The organism is Zoogloea sp. GW822-FHT05C07, from assembly GCF_058800215.1.
Map to the genome: position 1 here is coordinate 22,917 of NZ_CM179510.1, position 12,866 is coordinate 35,782.

8 protein-coding genes are annotated in these 12,866 nt (G+C 63.8%); 5 read left to right on the forward strand and 3 right to left on the reverse strand.

The annotated features are described in order from the left end of the window. The first annotated feature begins 51 nt into the window (after positions 1–51). Positions 52–543, forward strand: a complete 492-nt coding sequence (locus AC3QL2_RS00115; RefSeq protein WP_493236064.1) for a hypothetical protein — start codon at positions 52–54, stop codon at positions 541–543. Then, complete coding sequence (locus tag AC3QL2_RS00120; protein WP_493236063.1) at positions 540–890, forward strand: hypothetical protein; 351 nt, start codon at positions 540–542, stop codon at positions 888–890. Before AC3QL2_RS00115 ends, AC3QL2_RS00120 begins: the two co-directional genes overlap by 4 nt. Positions 891–958: 68 nt before the next feature. Here AC3QL2_RS00120 and pbpC read toward each other — a convergent pair whose 3' ends face one another. Together pbpC and AC3QL2_RS00130 are read right to left on the reverse strand one after the other, a co-directional pair. Next, complete coding sequence (gene pbpC, locus AC3QL2_RS00125; protein WP_493236062.1) at positions 959–3,259, reverse strand: penicillin-binding protein 1C; 2,301 nt, start codon at positions 3,257–3,259, stop codon at positions 959–961. Between the two features lie 48 nt (positions 3,260–3,307). Continuing rightward, the gene (locus tag AC3QL2_RS00130) at positions 3,308–8,452 is read right to left on the reverse strand and encodes an alpha-2-macroglobulin family protein (protein ID WP_493236061.1); all 5,145 of its coding nucleotides are present in this window, start codon (positions 8,450–8,452) and stop codon (positions 3,308–3,310) included. Between the two features lie 578 nt (positions 8,453–9,030). Between AC3QL2_RS00130 and AC3QL2_RS00135 the strand changes: the two genes are divergently transcribed. From AC3QL2_RS00135 to AC3QL2_RS00145, 3 genes are read left to right on the forward strand one after another with little or no spacing between them, the layout of a single operon-like run. Continuing rightward, complete coding sequence (locus AC3QL2_RS00135) at positions 9,031–9,600, forward strand: PAAR domain-containing protein (RefSeq protein WP_493236060.1); 570 nt, start codon at positions 9,031–9,033, stop codon at positions 9,598–9,600. Further along, a complete protein-coding gene (locus tag AC3QL2_RS00140) occupies positions 9,600–10,589 on the forward strand; it encodes a VRR-NUC domain-containing protein (RefSeq protein ID WP_493236059.1) in 990 nt (329 codons plus the stop codon). Before AC3QL2_RS00135 ends, AC3QL2_RS00140 begins: the two co-directional genes overlap by 1 nt. Before the next feature lie 2 nt (positions 10,590–10,591). Then, the gene (locus AC3QL2_RS00145) at positions 10,592–11,779 is read left to right on the forward strand and encodes a type VI immunity family protein (protein ID WP_493240324.1); all 1,188 of its coding nucleotides are present in this window, start codon (positions 10,592–10,594) and stop codon (positions 11,777–11,779) included. A 96-nt stretch (positions 11,780–11,875) separates the two neighbouring features. Here the strand turns inward: AC3QL2_RS00145 and AC3QL2_RS00150 are convergent. Further along, a protein-coding gene (locus AC3QL2_RS00150) for an IS5 family transposase (RefSeq protein WP_493240326.1) occupies positions 11,876–12,696 on the reverse strand; the annotation gives its coding sequence in 2 pieces (ribosomal slippage) (positions 11,876–12,348 and positions 12,348–12,696; 822 coding nt in all). Positions 12,697–12,866: the final 170 nt, after the last annotated feature.

Consider the following 12,866-nt stretch of genomic DNA (forward strand, 5'->3'; position numbering starts at 1 on the left):
CCATAATTGCTAAAGCTCTCCGACAACAACAGACAGCCCCCGGAGAGTTCAATGAGCGTTACCGCCCTCAGCGAGGACACCGTCGATTTCGGCGACGTGCCCGACAACATCAACGCCCTGCTGCAACAGGGCGTCGCCATCCATTCCAGCGACCCGGCCCGCGCCCGAGCCTTCTTCCGCACCGCCATCGAGGTGGCGCCGGACGTGCTGCCGTCCTACCGCTGCCTGTTCAAGCTGCAGAACAAACTGCGCGACTTCGACTCCGCCTTCGAGACCGCCGTCACGGCCCTCGCCCGGGCTGCCGACCAAGCCGGCCTGCCGCGCACCTGGGCCGGCTGGAGCCTTGCCGACGTCTCCGCCGCCCCGGTCGCGCCGCGCCGCTTCCTGCTCCAGTTCCTGAAGGCCGTCGCCTTCATCGAGCTGCGCCGCGACAACCAGGACGCCTCGGCCAGGGCCCTCGCCAAACTGCAGGAACTCGACCCCGAAGACGGCGCCGGCGGCTCGGTGATTGCCGCCCTCCTCGCCCACGGGGACGCCGCATGAGCGACACGAATGGCAGTCAGGAAGCCGACAAACCCCCGTTCTCGGTCTCGGAAACGACACACCGCGCCCTTGGCCGCCTGCTCACCCTGAAGGTTGGCGGCACCCTCACGGTGCACCTCACGCCCCATGAGGCCCACACCCTCGCCCTCGCGATGGTCGCCGTAAGGGACGGCAAGAGCGCCGAGACCGAACTCTTCATGTGCCCAATCGCCAGCGACGCGATCTTCGTCGCCCCGGTGGGTACGGACGGCATCGCGGTGGAGACACCGGGCGGGCCGCAAGCCCTCGACTGGAACACCGTCAGCCAGCTCGCGGCGGCGCTGTCACCGGCGACCGTGGCGAAGTGAAGATGTCGCCGCCGGAGTCGCCACCAGTTGCCTCATCGCGGCCTTGATACATCGGCATCTGGGACAACTCAGCGCACGCTGACACTGATCCGGTCGTAGCGGCCCTGCTCGTCCATCGCGGTGATGTCGACACGGCCGGTTTCGGTAAGGGTTTGAATCAAGGGCTGGGTGGCCGGACGGTGGGTGACCAGTCGTCCGTTGATCAACCAATAAACCTGCCCACTCTGGCCGCGCAGCTCAAGTCGGACGACTGGTGCCTGGTCGGGGCGCGGGCGTTTGATCACTTCCCCGTTGCTCAGACCGACGATGCTCAATCCGGCTTCCGGTTCGGCCTGCATCCGGCAGCCGGCATCCCACGCCGGCGGCTGGGCCTTGGCGCGCAGGTCGGCGGTCAGCCACGGGTCCAGCGCGGCCGGCCAATGCACGGCCTCGACCTGGCGGCGCGGGCGGCTGCTGCACGCCGCCGTGACGCGCAGGCCGCTGACCGCATCGACCTCATAGGTGTAGCGCATTTCGCCACTGCGCAGCCGGTCGGGAAAGGTCGGCGGCGCGGCGTCGTTGAGCACCCACGCCATGGCCTGGCGATGGCAGAGCGCCTCGTCCTCCGGCTGAAAGCGCGTACCGAGCGGCCAGCAGATCTTCTCCTGATGCACGGAAGGCGGCGGCGTTCGGGTCGCGACCGGCTGGCTATCCACCGCCGAGAAGATATCGACCAGCAGCGGCGCCGCGATATTGGCGCCAAAGAAGCCGGGATTCGGCGTACCGTCCGGGCGGCCGATCCACACACCAACGGTATAGCGATCCGACACGCCGATCGACCAGGCATCGCGGAAACCGAAGCTGGTGCCGGTCTTCCACGCAATGCCGCGGCGGATGCCCGGCCCCTGCTCCACCGCACGGCCGACCGGCCCGCCGGATTCGAGCACGTCACGGATGATGAAGGCCGCGCCGGGCGACAGCATGCGCTGTTCGACCAGCGGTTCATCGGTCCGGTAGCGCGGCTTGCCCGAGACGCCCTGGCGGGCGAAGGCGGTGTAGGCGCCAACCAGCTGTTCGAGCGTCGTGCCGGCGCCGCCGAGGATCACCGACAGGTTGGGCGCTTCGCCCTTCGGGAAATCCAGCTTCAGGCCGCCACGCCGCAAGGCGGCAACGAAACGCGCCGGCTCCAATCGGTCGAGCACCTCGACGGCCGGCACATTGAGGGACTTGCTCAGGGCTTCGGAAACGCTGACCGCCCCATGGAAGGACTGCTGGAAATTGCCTGGCTGATAGCCGCCGAAGGACTGCGGCACATCGGCGAGCAGGGACTCCGAATGGATCAACCCTTCATCGAGCGCCAGCCCGTACAGGAAAGGCTTGAGCGTCGAGCCGGGCGAGCGCGACGCGCGCACCATGTCCACGAAGGCGAAACGGTCGATATCGCCAAAATCGGCCGAACCCGCATAAGCGCGGACCTCCAGCGTGGCGTTGTCCACCACCAGCGCAGCCATCGACACCCGCGGCGGCAGGGCGGCGAGCCGGCTGGTGAGCAGCAGCTCGACGGTCTGCTGGGTCTGGGCATCGATGGTCGTGTCGATGCGCTGCCGACCATGGGCCTCCTTGCGCAGCCGCTCGGCGAGCAAGGGCGCAAGCAGCGGATCGCGCGCCGTCTGGGCGATGATCGGCTCCTGCAGCGCATCGCGGATCTCACCGTCCGGCCACACGCCCGCCATGCGGTGCACAACCTTGTCGCGCGCGACGCGGGCCCGGGCCGGCTGACGATCCGGGCGCAGGCGCGATGGCATCTGCGGCAGCACGGTCAGCAGCGCCGCATCCGCATGGCTCAGGCGTTTGGCCGGCTTGCCGAGATAAGCCCGGCTGGCCGCCTCGACCCCTTCGAGCACACCGCCCATCGGCGCGTAATTGACGTAGAGGGCGAGGATCTCGTCCTTCGAGTAGTGCAGCTCGAGTTGCAGCGCGCGCAGGATCTGCCGGCCCTTGCCAAGCAGCGTCCGCGGCGTCGGCTCGATGATGCGGGCGACCTGCATGGTCAACGTCGAACCGCCGGAGACGATGCGCCCATGGCGCAGCCACTGCCACGCTGCCCGCGTCAGGGCCAGCGGATTGACGCCAGGATGCCAGCGGAACCAGCGGTCCTCGTAACGCTCCAGCGCCTCAAGATAGAGCGGCGAGACATCCGCCAGCGCCACCGGATGGCGCCACACATGGTCGCGGTCCGGAAAGGCCCGCAGCGGCGTGCCGTCGCGGGCGACGATGAGCAGCGCGTTCGGTGCATCGCGACCGGGCACCGGTGGCGGAAACGCGCGGTCGAGCCCGGCCAGCACCAGCAGCGCGAGCAGCAGGCCCCACTGCCAGCGCGGACGGCTCATCAGCCATCCGCGCCCGGCAACCAGCCACGCTGCGCGTTGCGCCATGCCTTACGGTTTGGCCGGCGCTACGGCAGCCGGCTTGTCCTTGCCGTCGCTCACCGTCAGGGTCGCCTCGCCAGTGGCAAGGCCATACACGTCCGGCCGGTACATGTCCTCGGAGTACAGCGGCGGGAAGACGAACTTGCCGGGGGTGACGACCCGCGCGCGGTAGAACAGGCTGAGCTTGCCGTGCAGCCGGGCGGCCACCACGAAGCGGTCATCGCGGAACTCGACGTGCTGGATGCGCGGGTCCTGCATCGCCTCGGCCGGGTTGATGCCCTCGATCGTCGTGCTGCCCATGCCTTCGCCCTGGACGATATTGAGATTCTCGATCTCCAGGCCGGCCGGGATGTGGTCCACCACCATGCCGGTATTGACCCAGCTGTGCGGATTAACCTTGATGCGCACGATGACCGATTCGCCGACCTTCAGCGTGCGGCTCTTCAGCGGCGTACCGTCGGCTTCGAACAGGTCCCGGCTCAGCGCGATGGCATCGTCGCGGTTGGCCGGCATCTTCGCCGGATTGCCGCTCAGGCTGAGTTGCAGATAGAGCTTGTCCTTGTAGGTGTTCCTGATGCGGACGCCGCCCTGCAAAGCCGGTGCCGACAGCGGCCGGATCAGGGTGCCGGTGCCGTTGATCACTTCCGGCTTGTCCTTGCCGAGCACTTCCGCCGTCCACCCGCCCTCGCCTTCGCCGGCCTTGGTGAAATTGCGGCCGAGCAGGAACAGCGCGAGCTTCTCCTGGGTGCTGGTGTAACGGTTCTTGTCCAATTCGGCGGCCGCAACGGCAACGAGATTGTCACGGCCGTCGACCTTCACCTTGTGGCGGTCGAGCAGCGCGTAGGACAGCGCCGCATCCCGCAGCGGGCTGCCGTAGTCACCCCACCAGTAGCCGTTGTCGCGGCTCTTCTTCACACCTTCGGCGAGCGCCGTCTGGGCGCGGGTTTCATCGCCCATCAGCTTGAGCGCCAAGCCGAGCTGCACCAGGGCCAAGCCCGAGTGTGCCTGGCTGCGGACCTCGAACATCTGGCGCAGCGTGGACAGCGGCGCCTTCGATTCACGGGCCAGCACATAGGCGCCGTAGGCAAGCACGCCGAAGCGGCCGGAACCACCGAAACGGTAATCCTGCCAGCCGTTCTCGTTGTAGCTCAGCTTGCCGGTCGGCAGGCCCGCCACACCTTCCTGCAAATACTTGAGCAGGAATTCCTGGGTCTTCTTCTGCATCGCCTCCGGCACCTGGAAACCCTGCTCGCGGGCATCGAGCAGGAAGTTGCCGACATAGGCCGACAGCCAGTACTGGTACTCGGACACATTGCCCCACAGGCTGAAGCCGCCGTTCGGCGCCTGCATCGCGCCGAGCCGGGCGATGGCCTTCTCCAGCATGTCTTCCCGCTGCGCGCGGGTGTAGGCCTTGAGCCCGAACAGCCGGGCGCCCTCCTCATCGATCAGCACATGCGGGTAGGCGGTGCTGGTCGTCTGCTCGGCGCAACCGTAGGGATAGGTCAGCAGCCCCTGGATGGCGCCACGCACATCGATCGGCGCCTTGTTGGAGAGCACCAGATGCGATTGCACGGTGCTCCGGATGAAGCCGCCCAGTTCCGCATCCTTCACCTCCACCGTCTCACCCGGCCCGACGGCCAGCAGCTTGAGCACCTGCTGTTGTGGCGTCGCCGCCTGGACCTGCAGGCCGAAGCTGCGCTCCAGCTTGAGGCCGGCGACGCTGCTGACGTGGACCCGCACATCGGTCAGGCCGAAGGCGTTACCGGCTTCGAGCGGGAAACGCAGCGTCTGCTTCTGCTGATCCTTGAGGTCCAGCTCGCGCTCGGCGTTCTGGATCTTCAGGCCGTCCGCGTTCTCGATGCGTACCTTGAGCTTCTGCGCCGCACCGGACAGGTTGTGCAGGTCGAGGGCGATGGTGGCGTTGTCGCCCACCGTCAGGAAGCGCGGCGTCATCAGTTCGGCCACCAGCGGCGCGGCAACAACCGTCTCCGCCTCGGCATTGCCGAATTTCTCGGGTGCCGCGACCACCGCCATCAGGCGCAGCGTGCCGTTGAAGTCGGGCACATCGAGGGCGATCTCGGCTTCGCCCTGCGCGTTGAGCAGCACCGGCCCAGAGAACAGATCCACCAGGCGCACCTTCTTGGGCAGGCTCTTGGTCGCCTTCGGCGCGGCATCGCCGCCGAACTTGAGCTTGCCTTTCTGGCCGCCCATCTTCTCGATCAGGCGGCCGTACACGTCGTACTGGTCGGCACCGTAGCGCAGCTTGCCGAAGAAATGGCCGTGCGGGTCGGGCGTCGCGTAGCGCGTGATGTTGAGGATGCCCACATCGACGGCGGACAGCGTGACCACCGCCTGCTGGCCGGCGGCGCCGGGCGCCTTGACCTTCACCTTGAGGCGCGAGTCCGGCAGCATCTTCTTCGGCGCATCGAGGCTGACCGCCAGCTTGCGCTCACCCCGTTCGAGCGGCAGATGCGCCAGGCCCAGGGCCCGCGCCGGGGTGACCTTCTCGCCGGCACTGCCCGGCCTCAGCACGCTGACCGACACATACAGATCGTGGCGCTTCCATGCCTTGTCCACCGGAATCTCGACAGTCGTGCCATCAAGGGCTACCGGGATGCGCCTGACCCACAAGGTCTTGTCGGCCTCGACGGTGATCAGCGCCTCACCGGCATGCGGCGGCGTGATGGTCAGTTTGGCGGTCTCGCCATCCTGGTAGGCCGGCTTGTCGAACTTCAGCGCGACACGGTCGGGGCGGACGCCCTGGGTTTCGTCACCACGGGCGCTCCAGCCGGCGTAGAAACGGTATTTCGTCGTCTGCTGCGTAGCTGGATCGGTAATTTCCAGGCGGTAACGCCCGTATTTGACCGGCACGCCGAGCTTGCCGCGTCCGCCATCGGGAATGCTGACGCTCGCGGTGTTCACCAGCTCGTCGGTCTCCGTGAAGCCCGAATGCCAGCCGCGCTGGTCGTCGAAGCGCCAGTAGTAATCGCGGTTCTCACGGAACAGGCGGACGGGCAGCCCGCTGCCGGCGCTCAACTTGCCCTCGGCGTTGGCGCGGACCACCTCGAACTGCGCGATGCTGCCTTCGCGGGCGTAGTCGCCGGTAAACAGCGGACGGACCCCCACCAGCACCGGCGCCGGCCAGATCACCCGCTCGAAATTGCGCACCACCGGACGGCCGCCGCTCTCCAGCAGGCTCAGCGTGGTCCGCACGGTGTAAGGCGACCGCTTGTCCTTGGCCGGAGCGAGATCCACGTCGAGCGCCAGCTCACCGTTCTCGTCGAGCTGGGTCTGGTCCAGCTCCACGCGCTGGCGCTGGCTCTCCTCGTTGGTGTCGCCAAACTCGAAACCGGGCAGCTTCTGGGCCAGCGGATTCTTCTGGCGCTCGAAGACGGCAACCCCGAGCAACTGGTTGCCCGCCGCCGGCGCACCGTAGAGATAAGCGCCCTTGACGGCGATGGTCAGCGTGTCGTCCGGCGACACCGTGGCCTGCTTGCTGGCCAGATCGAGCTTCATGCGCTCCGGCAGAAACTCCTCGACGCCGAAACGGAAGCTGGTGGTGGCCAGCTTGTCGGCCGGGTCGGCACGCAGCTCCAGCGTCCATGAGCCCGTCGGCGCATCCACCGGCAGCGCGATGCGGTTCTGGTAATAGCCGCCCAGCTTGCCGTCCGGCTGCCAGGTGGCAGTGAACTGGCTCTTGCCGTCCGGCCGCCTGAGGATGGCCTGGATCGGCTGCGGCGGCACCGCGCGGCCGTCCGCATCCCGCGCCAATACTGACAGATCGAAACTCTCGCCCGGTCGATACAGGTTGCGGCCAGAGTAAGCAAACAGGCGCACCGGCCGACCGGGCAGGCCCGCGATATCGTATTCCGAAAGATCCAGCGCCGGCTCCTTCAGCGCGATCAACGAGATCTGCTGACCGTTACGCGCCAGAATCAGCTTGGCGGCCGCCGGCCGCTCCGCAAAGGGGGCTCTGCCGTTGCTGTCGGTCTCGGCACGGGCCAGGACCTTGGCGTTCTCGTCCATCCAGGCCACCTCGACCCCGGCCATCGCCTTGCCGGTGGTCAGCGAGCTGACGTAGGCATCGGCGCCCTTGGCGAACAGCCGGGTGCTCAAGCCGAGATCGCTGACGTAGAAATAGGTGACCTGATAGTCGTAGCGGAAGCGGTTCGGCTGGCTCATCACCGCGATGTAGATGCCGGGCTCGCGAAGCTCCTTGATGTCCTCGACGGGGAGGAAGGTGACGTTGCGCTTGTTGGGCTTCTGCTCGGTGAGGAAGCGGCCGGTGAACACGCTCTCCGTCAGGCTGTGCAGATTGTCGAGCGACCAGTTGTCGATGGCCCCCTTGAGATCGGTCGCGCGCCAGTCCTCGTCGCCGTCGTACTCTTCGTCGTAATCGTAGCCGTCGTTGTTCTGCTGGCGCTTGCCGCGCTGCGGCCGCGGCCCGCTGATCACCTTGTCGAGGAAGCGTGGCAACTGGTCCGGCTTGACGCGAAGGAACTGGACATCCACCTCCGGCACATTGACCGTGACCACCGGCAGCCCGCCATTCTGCTTGGCCGGCAGCACCATGCCACGACTGGCGAAATAATAGGCCGGCGAGACGACGGCCGTCACCACCGAGTAACTGCTCGCTTCCGCAAGCGTCTGGCCGGCCTTCGATGGCAGCCCCGCCGCCACGCGCACCACGTAACGGGTTTGCGGCTTGATGTGCGGGAAATACAGGATGCGCGGGTTGTCCCCCACCACCCAGGCGCCCTTCACCAGCTTGCCGCCGTCGATGGCCACATCCGCCGGGGCCGTACTGACCTGCGGATTGCCACTGCCGGGCGTGCCCTCGCCCTGATTGTCGGCGTCCTCGTCATCCTGGCTGTTCGGCTTGGCCTCGCCCGTGCGGGGCGGCATCTCGAACACCTGGATCGCCCCGTCGTAGTCCCGCCGCGCATCCATCGGATGCGTGAAGCTCAGCGCCAGCGCCGGCGAGCCCTCGAAGTCGCGATTGGCGAAATCCGCAATCTGGAACGGCCCGTCCACAGACTCCGCCTCATCGGCCTGCTGCGTCTTGGCGACGAACACACCCGCCGCAGCGAGCGCGGCAAGCACCAGCAGCAAGGGCACCAACCCGAAACCGCGACGCGATAGATGACGCAACATCGACCTCTCCCTCGAACCCACTCAATCAGAGCGCGCATCATGACAAGGGACGTATATTCCATCAACATTGATCATCAATAAAACCCGCGGCTGAAGCCTTGCGGGCGCAATATCGAATGTTGCCGGCGCCTCCGTCGATGTTGACGGCCGCGCATTCGATGCAGGCGGCTCAACATGTCATGCATCGCCGACCCCAAAGCATGTTGACGTCGCAACATCAATCATTGCGACGTCAACATGCTATACGGCGGTCTCAACATTCGATGTTCACGGCCGAACATAAAGCATAAGGGTATTGAGTATTCAATGTTGATACCTGAGAGCTCAATACGCTGAAGCACGCATTCAATACTGCAGCACCAAGATCGAATATTCACCCGGCAACATGCTTGCTTGCCGGGTGAACGAAGCATGTTGCCGACGCCTCTTGAGATGTCGTCGAGCGCTCGATGATCAAGGGGGGCGGCAACATGGACATGCCCGCCATCGCTCTTTGATCAGCCCCGGTCTCGTTGCTTATCGGGACACGCTGGATCTTGATAATATATGCCATACGCATACTTAAACGGTATCCACGCATGTCTATTATCGGATTCATCGTGCTCGGCGACCGCACGTCGCACGGCGGAGTCGTCATCTCGGGCGACCCCGCCTGGACCATTGACGGGCAGCCCATCGCCCGCGTCGGCGACAAGGTCACATGCCCACGCTGCAAACGCGTATCGACCATTGTCAGCAGCCGCTTCCCAGCGTTCGTGGTCGGCAGGCCCGTAGCCTATGACCAGGACGTGACCGACTGCGGCGCCGTCCTCTACTCCCGCCATAACGACCACGCCGGCTGGAGTGAGAACGGCAAGGCCGACCAAGCTGCAGCAACGTCCATCGAAGACTACGTGCCCAAGCAGGCCCCGCAGTTCCAGGAGCACTTTGTACTGCGCAACAACGAAACGGGCGAGCCACTGGCCGGTGTGCTCTACACCATCAAGACCGGCGACGGTAAAGCCTTCGAAGGCAAGACAGATGCGCAGGGCCGCACCGACGTAGTGTGGACCGATTCGCCTTTGCCGGTCGAGGTGGTGGCCCATCCGAAGCCGGCGGCCAGTGATGATCCGTATCACTACGCAGAGTCTCGGTGCGAGGAGATCTGATGGCAGGCATTCCGAAGCCAACAGGGCGGGCTCAAGGGCGCTCCAGTACACATACCGGAGCTGAAGGCCAGGTTCTCTCCCTCGATAACCCCATGGACAAGGGGTATCTCTGTTCGAAGATGTGTATGTGCAGCGGCGGAACCAGGCTTCGGGACCGCCTGGGCCGGGAGCTCAAGCAGCGCTGCACCACCGTCAGCATTTGGGATGATGAAGATAAAAATCAGCTTGTCTGGCGCTACAAGGCTGAGGTCGGCTACAGCATGAAGGCCAATCCTCCCGCACCCTTGATGAGTCGTGAGCAACCGAACCGTGCCAGCCGCTTCCCTCTTGGTCGAGCCATGGGCGATGGTTTGCTGAAGCGACAGCTTGAAGGCCGCCCACAAAAAGGATTGCTGAGAATTCCTGACTGTATCGTTCTCACGGCCACAGGTGCGGAGTTGGCCTCAATGAGAGCCGCTGGACACATCGACTGGAAGCGGTTGATGCCCTTGCAATCGAATATAGAGACTGTTGTCGAAATCAAATTCGATGGGGACGAACTAACCAATCAGCAAATTCTTTCTTATCGAAAAATCGCTGGAAATATTGATAAGTTTCGGCTTTTGAAAGCCAGCGCCTGCGATTGCAATCATCTCCGGCCTGATCCAGCAACCGCCCCAGTACGTGTTCCGATCACAACACCGACGAAGCGTGAGAGCACAGTCGAACGGCGCTGGTATCAGCCAGCCCCCCCTGCCCCTACGCTTGTTCCCGCCCCTCAACCCGTCAAGCCGCAATATGGCCCAATCGTGTCACGAGAAGAGGGTAGCCCACTGGCTGATTTTCTAAAGAGCAATGCTGTCATAGCAGCGGGCACGATTGTGGTCGGCACACTTGTCATTGCAGCACTTCCGGCTGAAGCCGTCGCAGGGACAACCGCAGCACTGGTGACGCTGCTCGTTGGAACACGGACCGCCGCTGCAGCCCCCATTCAGAAAAAGGACAAATAATCATGACAGACATCCTGGAGACAATTGAAGCACTGATCCCGGATTTTCAATATATAGAAGAAGACCGCATCGTTACGACTATAGGCTTCACTGCTTCCTTTTATTTCTGGGGAGGACACACCACCGCGAAGCGGCAGGCCTTGGTCGAGTGTATCGAATCCTTCGAGAAGTCTTATGGCAATGAATTGAAGTGGGGCTGCGACCCCGATAGCTGGAAAACGAGGAAACTGCCCAAACTTCCTAAGCTACGCGACTACGTGGCCTCACTCGATGAGGATGACTGCATCGAATGGCACCTCTCATCGAGTGATCACCGTGAAGAGGCTGCAGAGTTCTCAATTTCGTGCATGACCGAGCGCAGCTGGGAAGAATACCAAGTCTCGTGGCTGACATTCCAGCTTCCACGCTCGTGCGCGTTCGATGAGAGTCGGCGCAGAAAACTGGAAACCCTACTCCTATTTGTGATCGAGAGACTCGCGCCCTTCCACGGTAATGCGGGGTTGGCGGCAGTGTGTCCCGCATTGGCAATACCTTACGAGGGAGACGTGTTCGATGTCGCTACACGTTATCGCACCCTGTATATCGAGGGTGCTGGCGATCTTCTGTGTGCCCAGCACGGCCCCAAGAGCATTAATTGGCTGACGATTGTCGGCGACGTTCTCACCGAACGCCTTGGTGGCCCTCAAGCATATGCTGACTATTGCCGCCGACTTGGCGTTGAAGCGATTCGCCACGGGCGGACCTTGATTCTGCGCGCGGGCGATGCACCGGAGATCGGCCCCATCGAGGAACCCGTTTCACAGGCATATGTGACAACCAACACCGCGCTTCGCCCATTGCGCGATGGGGCCTATGACTCGATGGGCGGCGGCTCCATCAATGGAGAAGTTCGTTTCAATCGCTGCACCTCGGACCTATGGATTCGCCGGTTCGACCAGCAAGGCATATGGCCGCCCGCTACGCTGGTCGGACTTGGCAAAGAACCTCTCGGCACGCCGCCATCGAAGACAGTTCGCGTAAAAACCGGGGAGCGCAGCCAACACTACGGCCGCTACCAACGGGAAAATGCCGACAAACCAGAGCTGATCCTGATGCCCGGCGATGTCGCGCCCTACTGGCTCAAGCTCGGGCCGCACGGTGAATACCTGGGCCGCGATGCGGTGACGTGGGAGTTGGTGGCCGTGCTATGAACAACGGCCTTGTCGACGCCTTTGAATAGATGTTTTTCCTAATTTCAAAGGTCAGAGCAACACCGGCTGCTCACTCCACGTCAAGTCTTAGAAGACCTAACAAAATGAGTTTTCCGCGCAGTTCAGTTTTCGCCAGCAAATAAGGCTACAGGCGATCTTGATAAAGGCTTCGTGAATAATGGCCAATCGCTCGAATCGAACCCGCAGGCGTCGGTAATTGTGGAGCCAGCCGATGGTTCGCTCGACCACCCAGCGGGTTTTGCCCAAGCCGCTGCCGTGCGGCGTGTTGCGCCGGGCGATCTCGGTCTTGATGCCTTGAGCGTGAAGGGGCCGGCGGTACTTGTCGTGATCGTAGCCACGGTCGGCCTGGATGATGCGGGGCTTGGAGAGTGGGCGCCCCCGCTTGCCACGAATAGGTGGAATGGCTTCGACCAAGGGCAAAAGTTGGGTTACGTCGTTGCGATTGGCGCCGGTCAGGATGACCGCCAACGGAATGCCCTGCGCTTCGGTGATCAGGTGGTGCTTGGAGCCGGGGCGTGCGCGATCGGTGGGATTGGGTCCTGTTTTTGACCCGCACCCACAGCACGAATGGAGGAAGAATCGACGATGCAACGGGACCAATCGATCCTGTCGGCCGTGCGTAAGCGAGCCAGCAGTACCTCATGCAGCCTGTCCCAGACACCCGCTTCCTGCCAGGCACGCAGGCGCCGCCAGCAACTCATGCCCGAGCCGCAGCCCATTTCCTGGGGCAGCATCTCCCAAGGGATGCCGCTTTGCAGGACGAACAGGATGCCGGTCAGAACCGCTCGATCATCGAGCGGCTTGCGCCCCGGATACTTGTTCCGACGGGGCTTGGCGGGAGGTAGCAACGGTTCGATCAAGGCCCACAGATCGTCGTCGAGAAGTGCTTTGGCCATGTCCTCTATTCAAAGAAACAAGGCCGAGGTTAACGAAATTCGACCATCGTGAACAGGGGCGAATGGGTCTTTTTGTTAGAGCTTCTTAGAACACCATACCAACATTCGGGACTCAAGCCCTCCTCATAGGGCAATCAATCCGTCGGCATCGCGATCGAGTATTCACCCGG